Below are 26,002 nucleotides of genomic sequence, written 5' to 3'. Positions count from 1 at the left end.
GGGCGAGTCTGAGACAGACGGATTCGGCGCTAGACCAGCCTATTTCTGCAACTGCACCAGGGGTGGTGGCAGTAGCGCCGATTTATTCGAGTGGTGGGGTACTGGCTCTTGTTTTCCAGGTCGGGCTCCGCGACGTGAGCGCCTGGGTTGGATGTACGGGGACCGAATGTGGCCGTAGTGCGTCGCAAGCCGCCGCGGGAGAGCACGCTGACCCGTCTAAGCCCTCGAGTAGTAGTTCGAGGGGGTGTGGCGGTGCCCTCCGTGTGGACGGGACCATTACGATCTGGTCTACATCTGCGGTCAACCAGCGGTTGGGGCGGAAAAAGCGTTCCGTGATCGCGCGCAGTGCAAACCGTGCCTGCTGCTCGTCGACGGAAGACGGCTCATGCGCGGCTGCGAGGTCTGGCTTGTATCCGGTGACCTATTCGCGCAGCTCTGTGTCGCGATGGTACAGCGACACTGCGACCACAGCCGTAGGGGGGTGCGCCAATACTCGCGCATGGTCGTGGCAGTTCTCACACCATGTCGCCGAATCAAGAACCGGTGCTAGGCAGAAACCGTCGATGTCTCTGTCGGTAGGTGGAGGGGGCAGAACGAGCCTGCTCGCGAACTCGTCTGCGTCATGCCGGCCGGTGGACTCGGACGAGTGCGCGACGGGCACATCACGAGAGTAAGCGAGACCGAAGCAAGGGCGCCACACGCGACTCTGCTCCTATCAGCTCATCCGCCCGATGCGGCCCCACTTCCCGCGGCGATCTGCTGACATGCCGCGGCTGCTCCCACGCTGTCTACGACTCCGTTCCTGAGGGCGGCGGTGTTACTCGAGGCGTTCGAGCGAGCCGTTTACCTGGGTGGGGTCGATACATGCGAATTTGAGCAGGAGTGGGCAACGGGGACTATCCAGTTCCGTGCTGACCGCTTCGGGAAGCACGCTCGGGGCCGGTGCCGTCAAGTCCACCGGCCCCGACCATGAATCTGGAGGCTTCGTGAGCGTCTCTATCGCCTACGCGATTTAGCGCGCTGTATTCAGGCGGAGCTGTCGGCGCGGAGGCGCTGGAGTCCGACCTCACCGCCAACAACGGCTGCAGTCAGTTCCTCAACCGTGGTGTCCTCTCGTCGAACGTCGAGAATCTTGCGTCCGTGATTCATCACGATGTGCCGGTCGCATACCTGGTACGCGTGATGCAGGTTGTGCGTGACGAGGATGGAGCTGACTCCTTCGGTCTTGAGGTGGCGAAGGTAGTCGAGCAGTGCTTCGGTTGCGCGTACAGCGAGAGCGGAGGTTGGTTCGTCGAGGATGAGCAGGCTGCGTTTGAAGTGGACAGCTCGTGCGATGGCGACCGCTTGCGCCTGGCCGCCAGAAAGAGAGGACACGAGCTGCTTCGAGCTTTTGATGCCTTCGATGGTGACCACGGTGTCGAGGATTTCGGTCGCGATCTCGTCCATCTGCTTCAGCTTCATGAGTCCGAGACGGTTTGTGATTTCTCGCCCCATGAAGATGTTGCGGGTGATGGACATCTGCGGGACCAGTGCCGAGTCCTGGAAGATGGTCTCCACTCCGAGGGCTTCCGTGACCGGACGGGTGACGTGCGGAACCACGTCTCCCGCCCAGGAATAGGCCCCTGAGGTCATGGGAACAACGCCCGACATGATCTTCACGAGGGTGGATTTGCCGGCGCCGTTGTCGCCAAGTAGGCCGACAACCTCGCCGCGGCCGATGTCGAATGAGACGTCTTTCAGAACGGTGTTGGCGCCGTAGCGTTTGGTGACGCCGTCCAGGCGGAGCAGGTAGTCGTCGGTCATGACGCCTTTCCTTCCATGAGCTTGTTGAAGATGGCCGCGATGACGATGATCAATCCGACGAACAGCTGGATGTAGAAGCCGGGGGCCTTGGCGAGGATGAGGCCGTTCTCGATGAGGCGGATGAGGGCCGCGCCGATGACCATTCCGATGACCGAGCCCCTTCCGCCGTTGAGGGAGCATCCTCCGACGACGGCGGCGGCGATGGCCATGAGGGTGTAGTCGTCTGTGCTGCCGGGTTGCATTGACCCGGTGCGGACGGAGATGAGGATGGTGGCGAAGCCGACGAGGAGGCCGAACACCGCGAAGGCGAGTAGCCGGACGCTGGTGGGCTTGATCGAGATGGCCTTGGCTGCGGAGGGGTTGCCTCCGACGGCGTAGATGTGGTTGCCGAGCTTGTGTCGGTGCAGGAACAGCCAGGCGAGGGCGCCGAGGCCGATGAGCCAGAGGAGCTGTGAGCGGAAGAGGCCGAAGTCTCCGGCGAACAGAGTCGTGAGAGTGTCATCTTTGGCGTCGACCAGGATGGCGGGTGAGGTGCCGTTGACGAATATGCTCGCCCCCACCCAGAAGAAACCCATCCCCAGTGTGGCGATGAATGAGGGGATTTTGGTGAGGACCACGATGAGTCCGTTCACCAGGGCGATGGAAGTCGATGCGGCAAGCCCCGCCACGATGCCGATGGGCCACCCGGCGGCTTCGGAGACATTGATGAAGATGATGGCGGTGAAGCCGATGTTCGCACCCAAGGACAGGTCGAATTCGCCGGCCACCATCAGGATCCCCGCTGCGACACCGAGCAGCGCCAGGACGGGGATGGACTGGGAGATGACGCCGGAGAGGTTGCTGGGGGAGAGGAAGGGGAATGCGGCGGGCGCGACCGTGCCAGCGATGATGAAGCCCAGGAGGACCAGCACGAAGATGACGCCGATCTCCAGGGCGCCTCGTCCGCGGCTGTAACGGAGGTTGTCACGGAACCGGCCAGCGAGGCCGTGGGGCTGATTGTCGCGGAGGCGGCGCCCGCTCAGGACGGCCTCGGTGGGGGCGGGGGCGGTGAGCACATGCTCAGACGTTGAGTTTGTGGGAGGTCGCTCGTCCACGGGGTGGGACATGACGGTGCCTTTCGAAGAGTGAGGGTATGAACGGGGGTCCCGCAGCCCGGTGCAGGACCCCCGCGGTTTCAGAAGCGGACGCCCTCGAGGGCGTCGTCTTCGAGGAAGTTGACGTTCGTGCTGTCAATCAGTCCCTGACCACCGGAGTTGATGACGGAAGGGGACAGCCCGAAGTCCAGGTAGAGCACACCCTCGGTGACCGACTGGAAACCCTGCACGTAACCCTGCTGGTCGGCGGTGGCGATGATGTCGCCGCTCTTGATGCCCGCCACCACCTGTGGGGAGGTGTCAAAGCCCACGACGGGGACCTTGACCCCCGCGGCTTCCATCGCAGCGACGATGTTGCGATGCGGAGTTCCGCCGAGAGGGGCAATGGCCTTCACGTCCGGGTTCGCCGTCAGCCACGCCGTCAGGGCGTTCAGCGCCTCTTCGTCATTTCCGGAGGTGCGCAGGAACTCACCGGTGGCACCGACCTGGTCGAGGGATTCCTGGACGCCGCCGCCGCGTCGGATCGCGTAGTTCTGCTCCGGCTCCTCTGCCGGGAGCAGCACCTTGTCCCCGGAAGACAAGCTGGCCTCGTCGACGAGTCGCTCCCCTACGATTTCGCCGACTTCGAAGAAGTCCTGGCCCACGAATCCGGAGACGCACTCTGCCGCGGACTCGGGTGCGGGAACGTTGTAGGCGACCACGGTGATACCCGCGTCGTGGGCGTCGCAGGCGACACCTACCCATTTCTCACCCTCGTTGAACGGCATGAAGATGAGGGAGGGCGCCGTGGCGATGGCTGTCTGCACAAGATCGACCATCTTGTCGGGGTCGCCTTCGGCGGTCTGATGCGTGAGGCTCAGCCCACCCAGCTGCGCGGCGTCCTCCCCGCCTTGCAGGATCTGTGCCCAGAAGGAGTCGCTCGCGGGGTTGTAGTAGGTGAAGAAGTAAGCGGAGCGGTTTTCGGCGCGGGCGCCGTATCCGCTTTCGAGGCCGCTTTCGGTACTGGTTGCGCCGCCGTCCGCGGCGCATGCCGAGAGGGTGAGAGCTGCAGCTGCGGCCATCGTCAGGGCGATGACCGACCGGGTGCTGTGTATGCGTGTCACGACGTCGTGATCCTTTCGTGCTCGGAGCACGGGCTCCGGCTTACCTTCGTTGGTGAGCCAGAGCGTAGGATGCAGCTGTCAGACTGTCAATAGAATGTCATGACAAAGTTCTCGACGCGTCACTTCGCCACGAGCGTGGTTTCAAAGCTGTACCGGTCGGGCCGGTAGATGTGCACTCCGAACTCGATTGCCTGACCGGCGCCGTCGAAGGCAGTGCGCTCCATCATGAGGACGGGTCCATCGCGGTCGATTTCCAAAAGCCCGCCCTCGTCATCGTGCGCGCGGCGCGCCCCGATCCTCTGATTGGCAACACGGATGGCGATCCCGCGTGCGCGGAGCACTTGGTAGAGCCCGCGCTGTTCCAGTTCTTCGCGCGTGAGCTCGGTCACCTCGGCGGGGAAGAAGTTCTCCAGGATGGCGACTGGTGATCCGTCTGCGGTGCGCAGTCGGCGGACGTGCAGCACGTCGGAGCCTTCGGGTACGCCCAGGTGGGAGGCCACATTCGTCGGCGCCGGCACGACTTCGTGCGTGAGGACCGTGGTCCCAGGCGTGTGCTGGGTGTTCTGCAGGTCGTCGAACAAGCTCGTGAGCTCGACCTGCCGGGTCACCTGGCCTTGGACAACCTGCGTGCCAATGCCCCGTCGTCGCACGAGCAAGCCGCGGTCCACGAGCTCTTGAATGGCGCGCCGGACCGTCGGTCGCGATAGGCCGAGCCGCTGACCGATAGCGATCTCGTTCTCGAGGCGTCCGCCCGGAGGAATCTCGCCCGAACGGATCGCGGCCTCCAGTCGGGATGAGACCTGGAAGTACAGCGGTACCGGTCCGGTGCGGTCCATGTCTTCGAAGAGATGGTCTGGCCAATGGATGTCGTTGCCCACGGCACCTCCTATGTCTCGACAATGTTACATCGAAGATGTGTTTGTCACATGGGACGATCCTCGACGACCCGCGGGTTCAATGTGTTATTGTTAGGACATAGTCGGATTCACGAGGAAGTTGTACATCGGAGTATGACAAAGCGCACGCACAACGTCATCGTCATGGGACGCCTCGGCGTCGACATCTACCCCCTGCAGGACGGCGTCGGCCTGGAAGAAGTCACCACCTTCGGCAAGTATCTCGGAGGAAGTGCTGCGAATGTCGCGGTCGCCGCTGCTCGGTACGGGCAAGACGTGGCGCTGGTTTCCCGAACGGGACAGGATCCTTTCGGTCGTTATCTGCACCGCGAGCTCGACCGCCTCGGCGTGGATAACCGCGCGGTGACGGCCGATGAGGCATTCCCGACGCCGGTGACGTTCTGCGAGATCTTCCCGCCGGATGACTTCCCGCTCTACTTCTACCGAGAGCCCAAGGCCCCCGATCTGAACATCTCGCCTGATCAGCTGAACGGGCTCGACATCGAGGGTGCCCGCATCCTGTGGGCGACCGTCACGGGACTATCGCAGGAACCGAGCTACGGCACGCACCTGCAGGCCTGGGCACGTCGGAATCGGTCCGAGCACACGATCCTGGACCTGGACTACCGGCCCATGTTCTGGGAAACCCCCACGCAGGCGTCCGAGCGCGTGAGCGAGGCGTTGCAGCACGTCACGGTGGCGGTCGGCAATCGCGAGGAATGCGAGGTAGCCGTGGGGGAGACAGACCCGCAGCGAGCTGCCGATGCGCTTCTTGAGCGTGGCGTATCGCTCGCCATCGTCAAACAGGGTCCTCGTGGTGTTCTCGCCAAGACAGCCGACGAGTCTGTCGAAGTCCCGCCATACTTCGTCGACGTCGTCAATGGCCTCGGGGCCGGAGACGCATTCGGGGGAGCGCTCTGCCACGGGCTGCTGTCCGGCTGGGACCTGGAGCGCATTCTGCGATTCGCCAACGTCGCAGGTGCCCTCGTCGCCTCCCGACGCGAATGCTCGACCGCCATGCCAACTGAGGCCGAGGTACTCGACCACCTGCAGGAGGCTCGCCGATGACTGGCATCACCTTGACCACCGAAGACTTCGAACGACTGCGCTCCATCCGAGCCGGTCAGCCCGAGCTCATCGCACAATCCCTGATCAACCGAACACGCCGAGATCTGCTAGGCGGTGATGGCCGGCTCTTCATCGTAGCGGCCGACCACCCCGCACGCGGGGCGCTGGGAGTCGGAGCCAACCCCACGGCCATGGCAGACCGCTACGACCTGCTGGACCGACTCGCGACCGCTCTGGCGCGGCCGGGCGTCGACGGTGTCCTCGGTACCCCGGACATCATCGACGACCTCGCCGCTCTCGGGCTCCTGGACGGCAAGATCGTCGTCGGGTCCATGAACCGAGGTGGGCTCCGCGGAGCATCGTTCGAGATGGACGACCGCTACGGTGCGTACACCGTGGACGAGATGGTCCACGCGGGGATCGATTTCGCGAAGACCCTCGTGCGAGTCAATCTCGGGGATGCGGGAACCGCCGCAACCCTTCAAGCCACGGCCGAAGCCGTCACGCAAGCGGCGGCGTCCGGCCTGCCGATCATGCTCGAGCCCTTTATGAGCACCTGGTCGGACGGGCGCATCGTGAACGACCTGTCCACGGACGCGGTCATTCTCTCGGTCGCCATCGCCGCCGGCCTCGGGGCCTCGTCGGCCTACACCTGGATGAAACTCCCCGTCGTTCCGGACATGGAGCGAGTGATGGCCTCCACGACCTTGCCCACCCTTCTCCTGGGTGGAGATGCCGGCGTCGACCCCGACGAAACTTTCGCCTCCTGGGAGGACGCATTGACCCTCCCCGGCGTCCGCGGTCTCACTGTGGGACGCACCCTGTTGTACCCACCCGACGGTGACGTCGCGCGGGCGGTCGATACCGCCGCCAACCTCGTCCACCCCGCATCCGCATCCGCCCCCGTCGCTTCCTAACTCAGAAAGACCCTCATGAGCATCATCGACACCCGCACCGTCTCTCACTGGATCGACGGAGAGGTGCGCCCCTCCTTCAGTGGCCGCACCGCTCCCATCTACAACCCCGCTACCGGTGCCGTGCAGGCTCATGTCGCCCTGGCCGACCAAGACGACATCGACGCCGCGATCTCCTCCGCCCGCCGCGGCTTCGAGGTATGGAGCCGGTACTCCATCGCCAAGCGACAGACCGTGCTCTTCGCGTTCCGCGAGCTGCTCAACGCGCGCAAGGGCGAACTGGCAGACATCATCACGGCCGAGCACGGCAAGGTCCGCTCGGATGCAATGGGGGAAATTCTTCGCGGACAGGAGGTGGTGGAGCTCGCCACAGGCTTCCCGCACCTCATCAAGGGCGCCTTCAGTGAGAACGCCTCCACCGGCATTGACGTGTACTCGCTGAAGCAGCCGCTCGGTGTTGTGGGCATCATCAGCCCCTTCAACTTCCCCGCGATGGTGCCCATGTGGTTCTTCCCCATTGCCATCGCTGCCGGCAACTCCGTCGTGCTCAAGCCCAGCGAGAAGGACCCCTCCGCCGCTTTGTGGCTTGCCCAGCTGTGGAAAGAGGCGGGACTTCCTGACGGCGTCTTCACGGTGCTGCAGGGTGACAAGCTCGCCGTCGACGAGCTCCTGAACAGTCCCGTCGTCCAGTCGATCTCCTTCGTGGGTTCCACCCCCATCGCCCAGTACATCTACGAAACTGCCTCTAGAAACGGCAAGCGCGTGCAGGCGCTGGGCGGGGCGAAGAACCACATGCTCGTGCTCCCGGACGCGGACCTCGACCTCGTGGCCGATCAAGCGATTAACGCCGGCTACGGGGCAGCCGGAGAGCGCTGCATGGCCATCTCCGTCGTCCTCGCGGTCGAGCCTGTCGCTGACGCGCTGATCGAGAAGATCGTCGCCCGCATCAAGACTCTCAAGATCGGAAACGGGGCCGGCGTCGAAGGCGTCGAGCCCGACATGGGCCCGCTCATCACAGACGTTCACCGGGACAAGGTGTCCAGCTATGTCGACATTGCTGAGGCCGACGGTGCCACCGTCGTCGTCGACGGTCGCGGTCTTTCCGTGGACGGACACGAGGACGGCTTCTTCTTCGGACCGACGCTGCTGGATCACGTGCCGACCACTTCCCGCGCCTATACCGAGGAAATCTTCGGCCCGGTTCTGTCCGTGATCCGGGTCGGTAGTTTCCAGGAGGGCCTCGAGCTCATCAACAGCGGGGAATTCGGTAACGGCACCGCTATCTTCACCAACGACGGCGGCGCTGCCAGGCGGTTCCAGAACGAAGTGGAGGTAGGAATGATCGGCATCAACGTGCCGATCCCAGTCCCCGTCGCCTACCACTCCTTCGGCGGATGGAAGGCCTCTCTGTTCGGAGACTCCAAGGCCTACGGTGTCCACGGTTTTGACTTCTTCACCCGCGAGAAGGCCATCACCAGCCGTTGGCTTGACCCCGCCACCCACGGCGGCATCAACCTTGGGTTCCCCCAGAACGACTGACATGACGCAGCACCACCACCGCTGGCTTCACCGGCGGGGAGATCTTGCACGCCCGGGGTGGGAGAGCGTCGTTGATGCCTCCCTCCCCGGGTGGGCGCACACGGGCATCCGCCTCGCCGACATCCGGGAAGGCGAGACGGCCGAGCTGTCGTCAACCACCGTCGAGCGCATCATCATCCCGCTAGCCGGATCGTTCCTTGTCACCCACCACCACCACCCGGGCGAGTGGCACACCCGGCTAGCCGGACGACCGTCCGTTTTCCATGGACCGACGGACGTGCTCTACCTCCCGACGGGGTCAACCGCCACAGTGGAAGGTGAAGGCCGGTTCGCAGTAGCGGAAGCGCCGACAGATGAGGTCCGTCCGTGGCAGTACATCAGCGCAGCTACCACACCGGTCGAACTGCGAGGTGCTGGCCGATCCAGCCGACAAGTCCACAACTTCGGCACACCGGCCAGCCTGGATGCCGCCCGACTCATCGTCTGCGAGGTCATCACACCCTCCGAAAACTGGTCGTCCTACCCTCCCCACAAGCACGACGAATACGTGCCCGGACACGAATCGCGGTTGGAAGAGATTTACTATTTCGAGACCGCAGCCGTGGGCGGCGGAAACGGCGACGCGGCGTTCGGGATGTTCAGCACCTATAGCTCCCCGGCCGGAGATATCGACATCAACGCCCGGGTATATACGGGTGACATCGCCCTCGTGCCCTACGGCTACCACGGTCCGGCCGTAGCTGCCCCGGGCTACGACCTCTACTACTTGAACGTCATGGCCGGACCCGACCCCGAGCGACAGTGGCTCATCAGCGACGACCCCGCCCACGCGTGGGTGCGGGACACCTGGAACGGCCAGGCTTTTGATGACCGGCTGCCCTACACGAACGAACAAGGACGACACTGATGTCTTCAACCAAGCGCATGACGGTCAGCCAGGCCCTCATCGAGTTCCTGGCCAACCAGTGGACCGTCGACGGCGAGATCCGCGAACGCACCATCCCAGGCGTCTTCGGGATCTTCGGGCACGGCAACGTCGCGGGCATCGGCCAGGCGCTAAAGCAGGCGAACACCGAGAACCCCAACCTCATGCCCTACTATCAGGCGCGCAACGAGCAGGCCATGGTCCATCAGTCCGTCGGATACGCGCGGATGCATCGCCGCCGCGCCACCTTCGCGTCCGCAGCATCCGTCGGTCCCGGCGCAGCGAACATGCTCACCGGCGCCGCACTGGCCACTACCAACCGTCTGCCCGCCCTCCTCCTGCCGAGCGACACCTTCGCCACACGGGTCGCCGACCCGGTCCTGCAGCAACTCGAGCAGCCGTGGGACATCGGGCTCACCGTCAATGACGCGTTCCGCCCGCTATCGAAGTTCTTCGACCGCGTGCAGCGTCCTGAGCAGCTTTACTCCATCGCCCTGGCGGCGATGCGCGTGCTCACCGATCCCGCCGAGACCGGCGCCGTCACCATTTCCCTCCCCGAAGACGTGCAGGCAGAGGCACTGGATGTCCCCCTGGAATTCCTCCAGGAACGCGAATGGCACATCCGTCGCCCCCTGCCCGAGCGCGGCCCCCTCGCGCGAGCCGTCACCGCAATCCGTGCAGCAAACGCGCCCGTCATCGTCGCCGGAGGTGGAGTGCTGTACTCCGGCGCCGAAGACCTTCTCCGCGAGCTCGTCGAAGCCACCGGCATCCCCGTCGGCACGTCACAGGCCGGCGGGGGCGTCCTCGCCTGGGATCACCCGCAGAACCTGGGGGGTATCGGCGCAACGGGCACGCTCGCGGCTAACCGTGCAGCGGCGGAGGCAGATGTCATCATCGGCATCGGCACGCGCTACAGCGACTTCACCACGGCTTCCCGCACCGCTTTCCAGAACCCTCACGTCACCTTCATCAACGTGAACGTCGCGCCTTTCGATGCCTACAAGCACGGCAGCCAGGTGGGTGTTATCGCAGACGCGAGAGAAACCCTCCGAGAACTCCTCATCGAGCTGGAAGGGTACGAGGTCCCTCAGGCGTTCGCCGCACGAGTCGCGCGTGAGAAGAGCTTGTGGGATGCGGCGGTAGACCACGCGTTCGAGCCCAGCGGGCTCGACCTCCCCGGCCAACCAGAAATCATCGGCGCAGTCCAGCGCGCCAGCGCCCCGGAAGACGTCGTCGTCCAGGCGGCCGGATCCCTCCCCGGTGACCTCCACAAGCTCTGGCGGGTGCGTGACCCGCTCGGGTACCACGTGGAATACGCCTTCAGCTGCATGGGATACGAGATCGCGGGCGGGCTCGGGGCGAAGCGAGGACTCCTCGCCGCCGGCGACGAGCGGGATGTCATCGTCATGGTCGGTGACGGGTCCTACCTGATGCTCAACACGGAGCTGGTCACGGCCGTTGCCGAAGGCATCAAGCTCATCGTGGTCCTCATCCAAAACCACGGATACGCCTCCATCGGGCATCTGTCCGAGACCGTTGGGTCCGAGCGATTCGGCACCTGGTACCGCACCTACGACAGCGCAGCACGCAACTTCCAGGGGGACGAGATCCTGCCCGTCGACCTGGCGGCGAACGCCCGCAGCTACGGACTGGACGTCGTCGAAATCGAACCCGGAAGTAACGCAATCCGGGACTTGTCGGACGCTCTGGCGGCTGCGAAGGCATCAACCGCCTCCACACTCATCCACATCAACAGCGACCCGCTCATCTACGCCCCCGAGGGCGAAGGCTGGTGGGACGTGCCGGTGCCGCAGGTGTCGACTTTGAACAGCACTCAACAAGCGCGCGCAGAGTACGAACAGCAACAGGCCCGCCAGCGTCCGCTGCTGGGCTGACCCCCTTCCCATTCACTCACTGGAGAGAGACATGACCGACACCCCCACCACTCCCGAATCCGCTTCGGCAAGCGACAACGCTGGTCTGCGCATCGGAACAGCCCCGGATTCCTGGGGCGTGTGGTTTCCTGACGACCCCAAGCAGGTCCCATGGCAGCGGTTCCTGGACGAAGTCGTCGCCGCCGGATACTCCTGGATCGAGCTCGGACCGTACGGGTACTTGCCCACCGATCCCCACCAGCTTGAAGACGAGCTCGGCTCCCGCGGTCTCAAGTTGTCAGCAGGCACGGTGTTCACCGGCTTCCACAAGGGAGAGGACCAATGGCAGCGGGCATGGGACCAGGCCCTTGCGGTCGCCGGTCTAGCCTCGAAGCTGGGAGCAGAGCACCTGGTCGTCATCCCCGACCTGTGGCGCAGTGACGCCACCAGCGAGGTCCTGGAAAGCCGCACCCTCGACGACGACCAGTGGCGCAAGCTCGCCGCAGGGCACGACCGTCTGGGGAAGGCGCTGCTTGAGGAATTCGGAATGAAGCAGCAGTTCCACTCCCACGCCGATAGCCACGTGGGAACCACCCGAGAAGTTCTGCGATTCCTCGACGAGACGGACGCGCGCTACACCAACCTCTGCCTGGACACCGGTCACTTCGCCTACTACGGGGGAGACAACGTCAAGCTCATCCAGGACCGCCCGGACCGCATCGGGTACCTCCACCTGAAGCAGGTCGACACGTCCTTGCTGTTCGACGTCCTTAAGAACGACGTTCCGTTCGCCGAGGCCGTCACCCAGGGCATCATGGTCGAGCCGCCTTACGGCGTCCCAGACCTCGCGCCGATCATTGAAGCAGTCGCCGCTATCGACCCTGACATCTTCGCCATCGTCGAGCAGGACATGTACGGGTGCGATGTCGACTACCCCTTCCCCATCGCGCAGCGCACGCGCGAGCACATCTTCGGTTGCACGCACCTCGCGCGCATCCACTGACATCAGGAGCATCAACGCATGAGCCAGGACCTCCGTGTCGGCGTCGTCGGCGCCGGCCTCATGGGAGCCGACCACATTTCCCGCATCACCAACCGCATCAGCGGCGCAGTGGTCTCCGCCGTTGTGGAGCCCGATGCGCAGCGTGCCGCGTCAGCTGCCGAGAAGGCTCCCGGTGCGGCCACGTTCGCCCGCATCGAGGATGCTATTGAGGCCGGTGCGGTCGACGCCGTCCTTATCGCCGTTCCGGGGCCGTTCCACGCGCCGGTGCTCGAGCCGGCCCTCGCGGCGGGCCTGCCCATCCTGTGCGAGAAGCCGCTGACCCCCGACTCAGAATCGTCGGCGCGAATTCTCGGGCTTGAGCAGAAGCTTGACCGCCCCCATATCCAGGTGGGATACATGCGTCGCTTCGACCCCGAATACGCGGCGTTGCGTGAGCTCGTCGTGTCCGGCGACGCCGGCGAACTGGTCATGGTGCGAGGCGTCCACCGCAATGCCACCGTGCCGGACTCGTACACCCAGACCATGCTCATCACCGACTCCGTGGTGCACGAGTTTGATGTGGTGCCATGGCTGGCTGGCTCCCCGATCAAAAGCGTGGAGGTGAAATACCCTCGCCGCAACACCCTCACCCCGGCCCACCTGCGCGAGCCCATCCTCGTTCTCATGGAGCTGCAGAACGGCGTACTCGTCGACGTCGAGATGAACGTGAGCGTGCAGTTCGGCTACCAGGTCGCCACCGAGGCCGTATTCGAGAAGGGCATTGCCCGCATCGGACAACCCTCCGGGTTGCAGCAGTGGCGCGACGGCCAGTTCTCGACGCAGGACCACACCAGCTTCACCACGCGCTTTGCCACCGCATACGATCAGCAGATCCAGCGCTGGGTGAACGCCGTACACGACGGCCGCCTCGTCGACGGACCCAACGCCTGGGACGGCTACCTCGTCGCACTCGCGTGCGAGGCCGGGGTGAAAGCCCTCGACGGCGGCGTCGTTGAGGTCGAGTCCGCCGAACGCCCCGCGTTCTACGCCTGAGGGAGGCGCCCATGGTTCGCATCGCCCTCGACCCCACCCCGTACCACCACTCACACACGCTGCTGGAGTTCCCAGACGTCGCCGCACGACTGGGATACGACCACCTGCAGCTGACCCCGCATGCCGACTTCGCCCCGTTCTTCCGGTATCCGAAGGCAGATGACGACCTCGTCGCCGCCCTGAAGAAGAGAGCGGCAGACGCAGGTGTGACGATCCCGGCGCTGTTGCCGGTACAGCGAATCTCCTCACCCGACGAGCGCCTACGTGTCGCGGCCGTCCGCAACCTCGTGCGGGTCATCCAGCTCGCGGTGGAATTGGGCGTGCCCGTCATCAACACCGAGTTCTCCGGACGCCCCGAGCTGCCAGAGGAGTCCGAAGACGCGTTCTACAGGTCGTTCGAACAGCTGCTCCCAATCATCGAAAGAGAAGGGGTGCGGGTGAATATTGATCCCCACCCGGACGATTTCGTCGAAGACGGTCTCGACGCGTGGCGCATCATCCGGGGCTTGAACTCCCGCTCCATCGGGTTCGTCTATGTGGCGTCCCACACCTTCCACATGGGGGATCGCGCGAGCACTCTCATACCGGCGCTTGGTGACCGCCTTGGTGCCGTATACGCGGCCGACACCTTCGACCACCGTCGCTCGCATGGACTGCGGTATATCTCCAATCCACCCGGTAATGCTGTGCGCATCCACCAGCATCTGAATATTGGGGACGGCGACGTCGACTGGAGCGATCTTTTCGCCGCGCTTCGGAGCAGCGGGTATCTGGAGCGCGACGATGCACTGATCGTCTCGAATGTCTTCGCGGAGGACGAGGACGCGGACACGTCCGCGGGTCACCAGTTGCAGATGCTTCGCCAACTCTCCGCGCGCTGAGACCTGATGTCGCGGTCGTCGACGAATGCGACGACCGCGAACAGGCCCTGGAGGTTCTCGCCCCCACCGTCCGTGATGCAGCCGAGGTTGCGTCTGAGCAGGGCGTCCGCGTGTCTCGAACCGCTCGCCTGATCGAACATCAAGCGGCACGCGCATTTAATCCGAACCATCGACGCGGTCAGGCGAAACGACGTTGCCCTCGTTGTAGACACGTGACTCTACTGATGACGGGGGATGAGCCGGACGACGTGGCTCGTATGCCCAAGGTGCTCATCGATGCCGTCCCCATCTCGGCTGGTCTCGACCTCAACCGCGCAGCCGACGTCCCTCAGCAGGACATGTGACGTGACGCCGTCATCGGTGGCGGGTCGATCCCCTTGCAGGAATGGGTGGATGCCGCGAGATCGACGGTGTATGACGGCTGGTACCGACAGAGACGTTCTTTACCGAAGCCGCCGAGAACGACATGCTCATGGTTGCTTCGACGATGCGAAACCGGCTGGCAATACTGGGCTCGTAGTTGCCAGATGGTCGCCCGAACCTCGGGCAATTGCTGTTCCCTTCGAGGGGGCACCAACTGATTTCTCAGTCGCTGTAGCTGTTGAGACGTCGTTGTCGAGGGTCAGTAGTTGCGGCGCTTCCCCGTCGTGACCGGTTGCAGCAGCGCAATCAGACTGAAGTTTTTCCCGCCAGAGGGTTACGCCTGCTCTGCTGTCTCAGCCTTCGATGCGCGGCGAGTCATCTGCGGATGCGACCATTGTCACCGGGGTTGCCGTCGGCGTACAGGAAGTGGCCCGCCCCGGATGGGACGGGCCACACGCGGCATGGGTCAGCGAGCGCCGGTAAGGCGTTCGCGTCGAGTGAGCGTGCGGATCGACTGAGTGCGGAAATCATTCTCCAACATCTCAAGGCTGCGCCCCTTTGTCTCCGGCACAACACGGAGGACAAAGAGCAGGGACACTGCGTTGACCGCAGCGAACAGGGCGAAGGTCAGGGTCGATCCAATTCCCTCCACGATGATCGGGAAGACGTAAGAGATTCCGGCATTGACGGTCCAGAGAACGAAGACAGCCAACCCCATCGCCAGGCCGCGGATGGCAAGGGGGAAGATCTCGCTCAGCAGCAGCCAGATGACCGTCCCGATGAAGCCCTGCACGAATGCCACAAATAGCATCATCGCCCCCAAGATGATGTAGCTAACGGCATCAGACGGCGGGAGGAGAAACACCAGCGACAGAATCACTTGCGCCCCGACAACGCCGCTGAAACCGATGATGAGCATCGTGCGCCGGCCGACGAAGCCCAACAGCCAGATACCGACGATGGTCATAGTGACGCTGGTGACGCCGACGCCGATCGTGGCAATGAGGGCCGCTTCGTCGCCCAATCCCGTCTGAGTAAGGATGCTGGGCGCGTAGTAGTTGACGGTGTTGATACCGGTGGCCTGCTGCACCGCGGCAAGACCGAAGCCGATGTACAGCAGGCGGCGCATCCAGCGATTGTCGCGGAGCGCCTTCCACGCGTGTCGGCGGGCGTTGCCTTCAGCGGACGCAGTCCCGACGATCTCGGACATCTCTGCCTCAAGTTCGTCAGCGCTGCGGCTGCGAGAGAGGACATTCCGAGCGGCGTCCAGGCGGCCGCGCGCTGCATACCATCGAGGCGACTCGGGCAGTACAAGCATCCCCATGAGAAGGACGATGGCTGGGATGCTCGCAACGCCGAGCATGACGCGCCAGACGTGGCTATCGGAGATCACGACGGCCAAAAGGGCGTTGATAGCGAAGGCGAGCAGCTGTCCGGTCACGATCATCAGTTCGTTGATGGTTACCATCCGACCGCGGCGATCGGCCGGGGCCATCTCGGCCAGATACAGAGGACACGACACCGCTGCGGCCCCGACACCGAAGCCCAAGAAGATGCGAGCCACAACCATGAGTGCGACATCCGGCGCCACCGCGCACCCCAGCGCACCGACCAAGAAAATCCCAGCGCACATCAACAGACTGCGTTTGCGTCCCAGGGCGTCCGCGATGCGTCCACCGAGAAGCGCGCCGAAAGCTGCTCCGGGAAAGAGCAGGGAGCTCACCACCCACGCCTCTTCCGAGGTCGACATCGCGAGGTCATCCCGCATGTACAGAAGCGCCCCCGAAATAACCCCGGTGTCGTAGCCGAAGAGCAGGCCCCCCAGAGTCGAGATCACCGTGAGGCGAGTGAGGAACCCCCTGGCGGCTGCGGGCCGTTCAACCGCGGGAGGGGTCGGGCTGGAGTGCGACATCAAGACGCTCCTTTGCGTGAGTGGCAGCGCTACTGCCATACGACGAAGCCCCGGGCGGAGCGTCACATGTAAAGACATTCTGCCATGAATCAGCGTAGGATGCACCATACGACAAGAGATGCACACATAGAGGAGGGCAGCAGTGCCACTCATACGAATCGACCACAGCAGCCGACGCACCAACTCAGCCCAGATCGGCGACGCAATCCATCAAGCGGTCGTGCAGGTGTTCGGCATCCCCGAACGGGACCGCTTCCAAGTCTTGACTTCGCGCCCCGCGGAAACGATCGTCGCCGAAGATGCCGGCCTAGGGTTCACCCGGTTCGATCCGGTCATCATCCAGATCTTCACGCAGCGTGGTCGAAGTGATGAGGCGAAGCAGAGCCTCTACGCCGAGATCGCGATGCGCTTGGAGGGTGCGGGCGTTGACGGCGCCGACATCTTCATCGGATACGTGGAGAACGGCCCGCAGGACTGGTCCTTCGGCTTCGGGCGAACTCAGTACCTCACGGGGGAGCTGCCCGTCCCCACGGCTGTCCCGCAAGAGGCCCGCACAGGTCGCGGCTCGGAACCGGCGCAATACGCGCAATCGCAGCCAGCTAACCCGAACGGCACGACCGACTACGACCTAGGGAATTTGATTTGAGCGATGTGGACGATGAAGTGACCTTCCGCTCGCGGAGGTGGGTGCGGCCGGAGGATCTGAACGCGCACGGTACGCTCTTCGGCGGAAGCCTGCTGAAGTGGATCGACGAGGAGGCGGCCATCTATGCGATCTTGCAGATCGGCAATCCCCGAGCAGTCACGAAATACATGTCCGAAATAGACTTTATGAGCTCAGCCATTCAGGGGGATCTCATCGAACTTGGAATTCGTGCCACAACGTTCGGACGTTCATCGATCACTATGCGAGCCGAAGTGCGCAACATGGTCACGAGGGAACGCATCCTGCGTATACAAAGAATAGTGTTTGTCGGTCTTGGAGACGATGGGAAGCCAAGGCCGCACGGTTACCGTAATATCACGTATGAACGCGACCGCCTACCGGCACCATTTCCGCGCGGCTCATAACCTCTGGCCCCCACCTATGGGGGTGCCGAACTACTCCCTAGCAGCGTCCGCCTCGCAACAACTCTGGTTAGGACCTGTCGAGAGCACCCACACGAATAAGCGCCCCGTTCGGGGCGTGGGGATGCTGAAGGTGGTGCAGCTCGTCTCACCGCACTAGTTCACCGCAGGCGGAGCAACACGTCACCGTGGATTCCACTGAGCTGAGGAAATCAGGCCCGCGACCGCGCACCCAAACCGCCTATGCGTCACCACTCCGACAAAAGGAGTCGAAAGCATTCTGGTTCAAGCGTCAGGCGTCAGGCTGAGCCGGCGATTGGTGAGCCGCGCTGCACACTCCTTCTGCGCACACTGTCGACCTCGGACATCTTCACGTAGCTCCATTGAATGGTCAATAAGTGTCAAGATCAACGAGGTCGTTGGTCCAGAGGCCGTCCGCGTAGGTGCGAAGGTGAGGCCTTCCCGCGCGCGACTTGACCACACGGACTCTCACCCGCGCGATGCCATTATCGACGTAGGCTTCACCGCCGCGAAAATCAATCCATTCAACAAGCGCCGACATGTCACTTTCGCCTGCCTTGCCGGTCTGGTCACTAACCCACCGGTACCGGATTATCTCACCCTCCGTCCTGTTGGTTCCGCCGAAGCGAACATGAGTGATGCGAATCCCCATCGAGCCCTCTCTAAAACCTGCTTTTGATGGTTCGACATGCAGTTTGCCATAGATCATAAAGTTCCAGCGGAGTTGGGCGCTGGCCAAGGGGACGACGGCCGCTCCGAGCCGTGCACCCGTCGGCATTCTACAGTTCAGTGGCCCATTGCTTGTCCTCGCAATTTTGCAAGTCTGGGTTGCGGCGCGCATGGTTCACCGAGCTCGCGCGCACCAGACGTCTACATGTGGACAGGGAACGATTTGCACGCCGCCGACGGTTAAAGCCGTTCGACTCACTCCGTGAGCTGGCTCTCCGGTAGCTGGTATCCCTTTAACAGAAAGCCTGCTCCACGAGGGCCACTCGCTGTTCGAGCGCTGTGATGGACGCTTCCATCCCGATATCGGGATGGATCATGTGCACGTCCAGCCGAGCACCCTCTAGACGTGCCGACAGGCTGCCGGGTGCGAAGTTCATCACAAGCGCCAGCGCGACTCGTCCCGGCTCGGTGCGGAGGGAGGTCTCGTACGTCGTCCACGTCGGGTCGATGTCGGCGTGCGGCATCCGAAGCGCCCGTCGCGCGACGTCGAATCCACCGACAACGGAACGCCAGAGCACCCATCCGGCCAGGACGAGCATGTGGAGTACGCCTCGCACCCGGCGTCCCAGATCGCTCTTTTGCCGCAGGTGCCGGCGCGGGGCCACTGCGTACGTCGCCGCTGTGACCAGCGGCACCGCGACCAGCCCGTATCCCAGTGCGGATGACGCGGCCTCCGTGGCCGCTGCCCAGAGCACTGTCACGCCGGCAAGACGGAGGAGGATGGAGGCGATCACGGCTCGCCTCCGATCAGCACGGCGGCGGCGAGTCCGGCGCCGAGCAGCACGGCGAGGACGACGCCCGAGCCGACCCACGTTCCGACACCGCGCTGCACCCGTTCGAGCACGGGCATCGGCGAGGGCGAGCGACGCGTTGCCTCCCTCGCCTGCTCCCGGCCGCGTCGCAGCGACCCGGACAGCCGGGTGAGCTGTTTGCCCAGCACCCGCGCGACCTGCTCCTCGGCGACGACGATGTCACCGGCCGGCACGACATCGCCGCGCGGGTGGAGCAGCCGCGAGGTGTCGATCCGACGCGCAAGCGCTCCCGCGCCGACGGCAAGCAGGAGACCTAGCAGCAGGGGCCAGGTCTGCGACCATATGGTCCCGGGGGAGAGCCATCCGGGCACCGACACAGACGGTTCGATGCTCAGCGCGAGCAACGCGACCGGGACGACTGCGCCGACACCCATCACCGCCCACGCGACATCACGGGTGGCGGCCGTGCGATGGGAGTGCCGGGGACGCCGGACGAGCACCACGAGGAAGCGCACGAGCAGCACGGTCGATCCGACGCCGAACCACGGCAGCACGTCGGCCACCGCAATCGGGACGAGCGGCGTCAGCACGTCGCCCACCGCCTCTTTGCCGGCGTACTTGGCGACGTATCCGCTCGTGAATGGTGCCCCGACCAGGGCCAGGGATGCCACGACGAGCGGCCCCAGTACTGCCCAACGAGGCATCCTCTCCACATCCCAGGCCTGAACGCCGAGGAAGAGCGGTCCTTTCACGAGCCCGTGCGCCACGCTGTAGACGACGACCGCGGAGACGCACACCGGCGCGAGGGCGGGGGCGGCGAGGGCGGCGCCCACGAGCGCGGCGAGGAAGCCCATCTGGCTGATGCTGCTGTAGGCGAGGATGACCTTGGGGTTGTCGTGCAGCACCCCGACGACCGCCGCGACAAGACCGCCGACCAGACCCAGCACGAGGAAAGTCCCGCCCCAGACGGGCAGTCCTATGCCCTCGCCGAGCGGCAGGAAGCGAACCCAGCCGACGATGCCGGCCTTTAGCATCGACCCCGAGAGAACGGCGCTGGCCGGGCTCGGCGCCGCGGGATGAGCGAGCGGAAGCCACACGTGCAACGGCACGGTACCCGCCTTCACCCCGAAGCCGACGAGCAGCAGTGCGACGATGGCGTCGCGCCACGGCGACGCGGCGACGGCCGCGGGTGCCTCGGCCACTGACATCGTCCCTTCGGCGGCCAGGATCATGAGCGCAGCCAGCACCGCACACTCGCCGACGACCGTCAGGACGAGGTAGATCGCGCCCGCGCGACGCGCACCGTCCGTCTTGTCGTGCACGACGATCGCGTAACCGAGGAAGCTCATCGCGGCGAAGGCCAGGTAGAACGTCACGAGATCGGCCGCGACGAAGACGGCGACGTTGCCGGTGAAGCACAGCAGCAGGAACGCGGTCAGGACGTGCGTGCGGTCGGTCTTCCCTCGCACGACGAACGACAATGCGAGCCCGTACAGCGCCACCGCCATGAGCACGAGCGGACGCCCGACTCCGTCCACCGCGATCGTGGTCCCGAGCAGCATCCAGTCGACGCGGTGCACCGTGCCGTCGTCGATGAGCGCCGCGATCCCCGCGGGCACGACCGTCACCCACGACAGCCGCACGATCCACGCGCGCACCGCGTGGGAACGGTAGCTGCCCAGGCGTCCGAGCGCGGCGATCACGGCCGCGACGACGAGCGGCAGCATGAAGGCGACGATCCAGATCACGGCCACGCTCCGTCCGCGACGAACCTCGCGATCGACCACGGCGAGAACTCCCACCCCGCCACGACGCCGAGCCCGACGACCACGACCGTCGTCGCCAGAGCAGGCATCAGCAGGGCCGCGGGGGCCTCGAGACGGCGGGCTCGCGCACCACCGGCACCGGGGCCGCTGAGCTCACCTGCCGCGACCGGCTGGCTGAGCACCGGGGCGTTGCTGTCGGAAGCCTTCTGCGCGGGCGGTCTCGTCCACATCGCAACGATGATCGGCAGGAAATACGCCGCGTTGAGGATCGTGCTCGTCAGCAGGACGGCGACGACCCAGGGCTGTCCGGCCTGGAGGGCGCCGACCCCGAGCGCCCACTTCGAGACGAAGCCCGCCAACGGCGGCAGACCGATCATGCCGAGGGCGCCGATCGTGAATGCGGCCGACGTCAGCGGCATCCGGCGCCCGACGCCCGCGAGCTGGCTGATCTTGGACAATCCCAGCTCCTCTGCGTACAGGCCCGCGCAGAAGAAGAGTGTGATCTTCATGAAACCCTGATTGACCATGTGGACGATGGCGCCGGCCGTTGCCAGTGGGGAGAGGAGGGCGGCTCCGAGGGCGATGTAGGCCACCTGCGACACGGTCGAGTAGGCGAGCCGCTTCTTCAGGTCGTCCTGTGCCAGCGCGCGCACCGACCCGTAGACGATGGTGACAGATGCCACGACGCCCAGGGCAGCGAGAAGTCCGAGGTCTGAGGCGGTCGACAACCCGAAGACGTCGTCGATGACGCGGATGATTCCGAAGGCGCCGGCTTTGACCACCGCGACCGCATGCAGCAGGGCGCTCACCGGCGCCGGCGCGACCATCGCGACGGGGAGCCAGCCGTGGAAGGGGAACAGCGCGGCCTTCACGCCGACGCCGACGAGGAGGAGCGCCCCTATGCACGTGGCAGAGACGGGATTGGTCTGCGCGAACGCGACGACCTCCGGGATGCCGCCGGCGCGGAACTCCACCGGACCGACTTCGGCCGTGAGCCAGGCGACGCCGAGGAGCAGCATCACCCCGCCGACGAGCGTGTACCCGAGGTACACTCGCGCACCTCGAAGGGCGGCCGCGGAGCCCCGGTGGGCGACGAGCGGATACGTGACGAGGGTCAGCAGCTCGAAGAACACGAGGAACGTGACGAGGTTCTCCGCCAATGCGATACCTGTGGTCGCGGTGACGCACAGGCTGAAGAAGGCGAAGAACCGGCTGCGGTTGGGCGCGCCCTCCAGATAGCCGATGGCGTAGATCGTCGTCACGAGCCACAGGCCCGCGGACAGTGCGACGAAGAAGAGCGAGAACGCGTCGGTGACGAACACCAGCGACAGGCCCGGGATCCACGTCAGCTCCGCGCGCAGCTGCTCGCCCTGCAGCACGAAGGGGATGAGCGCCGCCACGAGCACGACCTTCGCAAGCGCCCCGCCGAGGTTGAGTGCCGTGCGGAGCGTCCGCTGGTTTTCGCGGAGGCTGAAGATGATGATCGCGGGGACGAGCGAGGTGAGGATCAGCACGATCGGCACGGCACTGGGGATGACGTCGACGTCGGTGGTCACGAGCCACCTCCCCCCGGGAGGGTGCCCGACAGGAGGTCGGCAAGCGGTGCAGGGAACAGCCCGAGCACGATGGACGTGGCGGCGAGGGCGAAGGGCACGACGGACAGTCCGCGGTGCGGGGTGCCGCGCGGGGGCGGAGGGTCCTCGCCGGGGACACTGAACATCGCCGCGAGGATGCGCCCCGTGTAGGCGAATGTGAGGAGGCCGCCGACGAGCAGAACGGCGACGATCCACCAGGCTCCACCGATGAGCGCGCCCTGCAGCAGCTGCCACTTGCCGACGAAGCCGAGCGCCGGAGGCAGGCCCGCCAGGCTCACGCCCGCGACGCCGATGGTGGCGACGGCCAACGGCATCCGGGAGAGGGCGCCGTGAAAACCCGCGAGCCGGTCGCCGTCGTAGGCGATGGCCAGGGTGCCTGCCGCGAGGAACATGGCGGCCTTCGCGAGACCGTGCGCGATCGCGAGGACGATCCCCCCGCTCCATGCCTCTTCTGCCCCTTCGGTGGCGGACAGCAACGGCAGAAGGAGCACCAGATAGCCGATCTGCGCCACGGTCGAGTAGGCGATGACGGTCTTGAGACGGTCGCGACGGAGAGCGAGGACGCCTCCCCACACGACCCCGACGGCGCCGGCGACGGCAAGCGCCGTCGCGATCGTCGGACCGAAGGCGGTGGTGGGGCCGAGGACGGAGAACACCCGCCACACGATGAAGAGTGACGCCTTGACGACGAGCGCCGACAGCAGCGCGCTGACGGCGGCGGGGGCGGCGGGATGAGCCACCGGCAGCCAGGAGTGGAGCGGGAACAGCGCCATCTTCGCCGCCATCCCGATCGCGACCAGGGCGACCACCGCGGCTGCGACGGTGTCGTCGGGCATCCGAGCGGCCGCGGTGGCCAGGTCGAGCGCGCCGGTCTGTGCGTAGACCAGGGCGACAGCCAGCAGGTAGAACAGCGAGCCGACGACGGCGACGAGCAGATAGCGCAGCGCGGGGGCGGTCGCCTTGGTCCCGCCGAGCGCGACCAAGGCGACCGCCGCCAGGGTCAGGAGTTCCAGGAGTACGTAGACGCTGAACAGGTCGGCCGCGACGAACACCCCGTTGACGGCCGCGAGGGCCACACCGCTCAGCGGCCAGAACGACGTCCCCCCGATCATGCGGTCGTCCAGGATTCCGACCACGGCCGCCGCCAGCACGACCACCGTCGACAGGCCCAGCATGGCGACGGACGGCCCGTCGGCCACGAGTGCGATCCCCAGCGGCGGAGCCCACCCGCCGAGCTCGATACGGAGTGGACCCGTGGATGCCACGCCTCCCGCGACCGCTCCGATGACGGCGCCCGTTGCCACGACAGCGGCGACGGTCCCCAGCGGGCGCGCCCGACGCGGGAGCACGGCGACGAGCATGGCTCCGAGCAGAGGCAGGAGCACGACGAGCGGGAGCACGGCGCTCACGCGGGATTCTCCGACTTCTCGTTCTCGGCATCCGGCTTCTCGATTCGGCGCGCGAGCGCGAGGGCGAGTCCGGTGATCGCCGCCATCACGACGATGCCGGTCAACACGAGTGCCTGCGGCACCGGATCGGGGGGAGTGTCCTCGCCTCCGCGGTCGGCCAGGGCGAGGAGCACGAGCATCACCCCGCCCGAGGCGACATTCAGCGCGACGATCCGGCGGATGAGATCGCGGACGGTTAGGTGCACGACGATGCCGATCACGAACACGGATACGCCCGCGGCCAGGAGCAGCGCGACGGTGTTCATGCGGGCACCTCCTCGGTCTGCGGCGCGCCGTCGACCGCGCCGGCGGAGAGGAACACCATCGACAGGGCCACGCCGATGGACACGGCGAGCACTGCTTCGATCGCGAGGATCGCCGCCCCCGCCCACGCGGGATCGAGTCCCAGCCAGTCGCCGGTCGTGGCGAGTCCGATGACCCCGAGCAGGATGAACGCCGCGACGCCGCCCCCCGCGACCGCGAACGCGGCACGCCCGCGCGGGGTGGTGAACGGGAGACCGCACAGATGGCCCACGACCAGGGCGGCGCCGAACAGCGCCCCCGCCTGGAACGCACCGCCAGGCTGGGCGGAGCCGGCGACGAGGATCCAGATGGCGAGGACCAGCACCGCGGGAACGAGGATCAGCGCGAGCGCCCGCCGGATCGGGTCCATCCGGCCGACCGGGGTCGACCGGCGCCCGGCGACCGCGCCGGCGGCGTAGGCGGCGGTGACGAGCACGGCGATCTCGAGCAGGGTGTCGAGGCTGCGATAGGCCAGCAGCACGGCGGTCACCGGGTTGCTGACCCCCGTGGCCTCGATGCGCGCATACGCTTCGACCGCTACCGGGGCCGGCTGCGGCGAGATGTCGAGGACGACCGCGAACAGTGCCGCCGTCGCGGCACCGCTGCCGATGATCGCCGCGGCGAGGAGCGCGATGCGCGGGCGTGCGGGACGGGGCGCCGGCGGGGTGCGGCGCTCGAGGGCATCGACGAGCAGCGCTCCGGCGATCCCGCCCCCGAGGGCTGCCTCCGCGATGGCGACGTCGGGGGCGTCTACCCGACCCCACAGCACCGCCAGCAATATCCCGAACACGAGGAAAGCCGTCGTGGCGGCCGCGCGGCCGGGAACCAGCACGGCGACGAGGGCGGCGACAACGACGGCGCCGACCGCGACGACGTCGAGGATCTCGAGGGCGCTCATCCGTTGCTCCGCCGGGGCGGATCGGGGTACCCGTCCGTGCAACGTCGGTCCGGGGAGGAGGCATCCGGGATCGCGCTCTCGCGTCCGAGGGGTGAACGCCGGTGGTGACCAGCCAGCAGGTGTGAGTTCGCCGCGCTCGCCAGCAGCGCGAGCAGCCAGATGAGGAGGAGCTTCAGGCTCACGCCGGTCGGCGACGAACCGTCGTCGGGGTGGGCCACCACGTCGAGGATCAGCGCGACGAGGAGGAATCCGAGACCGAGGTTGTCTGCTTTCGCCACCGCGTGCAGCCGGGTCGGGAGGTCGGGGAAGCGAAGGACGCCGATCGTGCCGACGACGACGAACCCGGCCCCGATCGCGAGGAGGGCGATGATGAGGACGTCGATCATCTCGGCGCCCTTCGAGTGAACACGACGACGACAACGGTGGCCAGGGCGACGAGGATGATCGCAACGTCGCGCAGCGAGGGCACGTCCAGGGCCGAGGCGAGCACCATGAACAGAGCGGCTCCGGTGGTTCCGAGCAGGACGAACGCCGTGAGGCGGTCCTCGGGTGTGGGACCGCGGACACCGCGCCAGAGGCCGATGACGATGCAGAGCAGCAGGATGCCGGCGACCGCCACGAGGGCGAGGTCGATCGCGCTCATGCATGTGTCCTTTCCGGCCCGCAATGCGTTTTTCGAATGTTATTGGACCGTCTCGTCGATCGCTTTCGCTGGCGCGCGCCCACCTCCGTGGGGTATGCGACGATGCGGACGGAACGCTCAGCCCTCGTCAGGATCGAGCCGGTTGCGTACCGTCTTCAGGCCCTCGACGGCGAAGAAGATCGCGACGGCGAGACCGAACGTCACCAGCCACGTGAGGGGCGCCAGGGGTCGGGCGTCGAACAGGCCGCCGATGAAGGGCACGTACGTGTACGCCAGCTGCAGCACGAGCAGGGCACCGACGGTGATCCACACGGCCGTGTTGCCGCGGAAGACGTCCGGCGTGAGGCTCGACCGATGCAGGAAGCGGCAGTT

Annotated in this window: 24 protein-coding genes and 1 pseudogene; 10 read left to right on the top strand and 15 right to left on the bottom strand. The window is 65.7% G+C overall.

The annotated features are described in order from the left end of the window. Positions 1 to 1,026 precede the first annotated feature (1,026 nt). The 4 genes from ACO03V_RS15280 to ACO03V_RS15265 form a co-directional block, all read right to left on the bottom strand. Entirely contained in the window at positions 1,027 to 1,803 is a 777-nt protein-coding gene (locus tag ACO03V_RS15280) for an ATP-binding cassette domain-containing protein (protein ID WP_423138191.1), read from the bottom strand. Then, positions 1,800 to 2,858 (bottom strand): ABC transporter permease, encoded by a 1,059-nt coding sequence (locus ACO03V_RS15275; RefSeq protein ID WP_423138190.1) that lies wholly within the window; start codon positions 2,856 to 2,858, stop codon positions 1,800 to 1,802. The genes ACO03V_RS15280 and ACO03V_RS15275 overlap by 4 nt, the downstream gene beginning before the upstream one ends. Positions 2,859 to 2,977: 119 nt before the next feature. Next, entirely contained in the window at positions 2,978 to 4,000 is a 1,023-nt protein-coding gene (locus ACO03V_RS15270; RefSeq protein WP_423138189.1) for a substrate-binding domain-containing protein, read from the bottom strand. Positions 4,001 to 4,119: 119 nt separating this feature from the next. After that, the gene (locus ACO03V_RS15265; RefSeq protein WP_423138304.1) at positions 4,120 to 4,836 is read right to left on the bottom strand and encodes a GntR family transcriptional regulator; all 717 of its coding nucleotides are present in this window, start codon (positions 4,834 to 4,836) and stop codon (positions 4,120 to 4,122) included. 174 nt (positions 4,837 to 5,010) lie between these two features. On the opposite strand from ACO03V_RS15265, the gene iolC reads away from it, so the two are divergent. The 8 genes from iolC to ACO03V_RS15225 are packed head-to-tail and all read left to right on the top strand — an operon-like array spanning position 5,011 to position 14,132. Continuing rightward, positions 5,011 to 5,964 (top strand): 5-dehydro-2-deoxygluconokinase, encoded by a 954-nt coding sequence (gene iolC, locus ACO03V_RS15260; RefSeq protein ID WP_423138188.1) that lies wholly within the window; start codon positions 5,011 to 5,013, stop codon positions 5,962 to 5,964. Continuing rightward, positions 5,961 to 6,881, top strand: a complete 921-nt coding sequence (locus ACO03V_RS15255; protein WP_423138187.1) for a class I fructose-bisphosphate aldolase — start codon at positions 5,961 to 5,963, stop codon at positions 6,879 to 6,881. Before iolC ends, ACO03V_RS15255 begins: the two co-directional genes overlap by 4 nt. A 15-nt stretch (positions 6,882 to 6,896) precedes the next feature. Continuing rightward, positions 6,897 to 8,417 (top strand): CoA-acylating methylmalonate-semialdehyde dehydrogenase, encoded by a 1,521-nt coding sequence (locus tag ACO03V_RS15250; RefSeq protein WP_423138186.1) that lies wholly within the window; start codon positions 6,897 to 6,899, stop codon positions 8,415 to 8,417. A gap of 1 nt (position 8,418) precedes the next feature. Then, positions 8,419 to 9,324, top strand: coding sequence for a 5-deoxy-glucuronate isomerase (iolB, locus tag ACO03V_RS15245; RefSeq protein WP_423138185.1), 906 nt, complete (start codon positions 8,419 to 8,421; stop codon positions 9,322 to 9,324). Beyond that, positions 9,324 to 11,237, top strand: a complete 1,914-nt coding sequence (gene iolD, locus ACO03V_RS15240) for a 3D-(3,5/4)-trihydroxycyclohexane-1,2-dione acylhydrolase (decyclizing) (protein ID WP_423138184.1) — start codon at positions 9,324 to 9,326, stop codon at positions 11,235 to 11,237. Before iolB ends, iolD begins: the two co-directional genes overlap by 1 nt. A 31-nt stretch (positions 11,238 to 11,268) precedes the next feature. Further along, entirely contained in the window at positions 11,269 to 12,219 is a 951-nt protein-coding gene (locus ACO03V_RS15235) for a sugar phosphate isomerase/epimerase family protein (protein WP_423138183.1), read from the top strand. An 18-nt stretch (positions 12,220 to 12,237) separates the two neighbouring features. Next, positions 12,238 to 13,251 (top strand): Gfo/Idh/MocA family protein, encoded by a 1,014-nt coding sequence (locus tag ACO03V_RS15230; protein WP_423138182.1) that lies wholly within the window; start codon positions 12,238 to 12,240, stop codon positions 13,249 to 13,251. Between the two features lie 11 nt (positions 13,252 to 13,262). After that, a complete protein-coding gene (locus ACO03V_RS15225) occupies positions 13,263 to 14,132 on the top strand; it encodes a sugar phosphate isomerase/epimerase family protein (RefSeq protein ID WP_423138181.1) in 870 nt (289 codons plus the stop codon). Between the two features lie 829 nt (positions 14,133 to 14,961). On the opposite strand, the gene ACO03V_RS15220 is transcribed toward ACO03V_RS15225, so the two are convergent. Continuing rightward, on the bottom strand, positions 14,962 to 16,407 hold the full coding sequence (locus ACO03V_RS15220) for a sugar porter family MFS transporter (RefSeq protein ID WP_423138180.1): 1,446 nt from the start codon (positions 16,405 to 16,407) through the stop codon (positions 14,962 to 14,964). A 142-nt stretch (positions 16,408 to 16,549) separates the two neighbouring features. Between ACO03V_RS15220 and ACO03V_RS15215 the strand changes: the two are divergent. Together ACO03V_RS15215 and ACO03V_RS15210 are read left to right on the top strand one after the other, a co-directional pair. After that, positions 16,550 to 16,936, top strand: a pseudogene (locus ACO03V_RS15215) (tautomerase family protein); the annotation flags it as partial. Positions 16,937 to 17,058: 122 nt separating this feature from the next. Continuing rightward, positions 17,059 to 17,478: an acyl-CoA thioesterase gene (locus ACO03V_RS15210; RefSeq protein WP_423138303.1), complete on the top strand. Its 420-nt coding sequence runs from the start codon at positions 17,059 to 17,061 to the stop codon at positions 17,476 to 17,478. A 388-nt stretch (positions 17,479 to 17,866) separates the two neighbouring features. Here the strand turns inward: ACO03V_RS15210 and ACO03V_RS15205 are convergent, their stop codons facing one another. The 10 genes from ACO03V_RS15205 to ACO03V_RS15160 all read right to left on the bottom strand — a co-directional run. Continuing rightward, a complete protein-coding gene (locus ACO03V_RS15205) occupies positions 17,867 to 18,205 on the bottom strand; it encodes a DUF3892 domain-containing protein (protein ID WP_423138179.1) in 339 nt (112 codons plus the stop codon). A 253-nt stretch (positions 18,206 to 18,458) separates the two neighbouring features. Next, positions 18,459 to 18,959: a Na+/H+ antiporter subunit E gene (locus tag ACO03V_RS15200; protein WP_423138178.1), complete on the bottom strand. Its 501-nt coding sequence runs from the start codon at positions 18,957 to 18,959 to the stop codon at positions 18,459 to 18,461. Then, positions 18,956 to 20,725 carry a proton-conducting transporter membrane subunit gene (locus tag ACO03V_RS15195; RefSeq protein WP_423138177.1) on the bottom strand — a complete coding sequence of 590 codons (1,770 nt, stop codon included), beginning with the start codon at positions 20,723 to 20,725 and terminating at the stop codon, positions 18,956 to 18,958. Before ACO03V_RS15195 ends, ACO03V_RS15200 begins: the two co-directional genes overlap by 4 nt. Then, a complete protein-coding gene (locus ACO03V_RS15190; protein WP_423138176.1) occupies positions 20,722 to 22,299 on the bottom strand; it encodes a complex I subunit 5 family protein in 1,578 nt (525 codons plus the stop codon). The genes ACO03V_RS15195 and ACO03V_RS15190 overlap by 4 nt, the downstream gene beginning before the upstream one ends. Next, entirely contained in the window at positions 22,296 to 23,747 is a 1,452-nt protein-coding gene (locus ACO03V_RS15185) for a proton-conducting transporter membrane subunit (RefSeq protein WP_423138175.1), read from the bottom strand. Before ACO03V_RS15185 ends, ACO03V_RS15190 begins: the two co-directional genes overlap by 4 nt. Then, positions 23,744 to 24,052, bottom strand: coding sequence for an NADH-quinone oxidoreductase subunit K (locus ACO03V_RS15180; protein ID WP_423138174.1), 309 nt, complete (start codon positions 24,050 to 24,052; stop codon positions 23,744 to 23,746). The genes ACO03V_RS15185 and ACO03V_RS15180 overlap by 4 nt, the downstream gene beginning before the upstream one ends. Beyond that, positions 24,049 to 24,987, bottom strand: a complete 939-nt coding sequence (locus ACO03V_RS15175) for a hydrogenase subunit MbhD domain-containing protein (protein ID WP_423138173.1) — start codon at positions 24,985 to 24,987, stop codon at positions 24,049 to 24,051. The genes ACO03V_RS15180 and ACO03V_RS15175 overlap by 4 nt, the downstream gene beginning before the upstream one ends. Further along, entirely contained in the window at positions 24,984 to 25,373 is a 390-nt protein-coding gene (locus tag ACO03V_RS15170; RefSeq protein WP_423138172.1) for a cation:proton antiporter, read from the bottom strand. The genes ACO03V_RS15175 and ACO03V_RS15170 overlap by 4 nt, the downstream gene beginning before the upstream one ends. Next, complete coding sequence (locus ACO03V_RS15165; RefSeq protein ID WP_423138171.1) at positions 25,370 to 25,630, bottom strand: hypothetical protein; 261 nt, start codon at positions 25,628 to 25,630, stop codon at positions 25,370 to 25,372. Before ACO03V_RS15165 ends, ACO03V_RS15170 begins: the two co-directional genes overlap by 4 nt. A gap of 117 nt (positions 25,631 to 25,747) precedes the next feature. Continuing rightward, on the bottom strand, positions 25,748 to 26,002 hold a 255-nt coding region (locus ACO03V_RS15160), incomplete at its 5' end, for a cation transporting ATPase C-terminal domain-containing protein (protein WP_423138170.1).

It is taken from the genome of Microbacterium sp. HMH0099 (assembly GCF_049384025.1).
GTDB lineage: Bacteria > Actinomycetota > Actinomycetes > Actinomycetales > Microbacteriaceae > Microbacterium.
The sequence above is the reverse complement of the archived record's forward strand: the minus strand, read 5'-3'. Positions and strand labels throughout refer to the sequence as shown.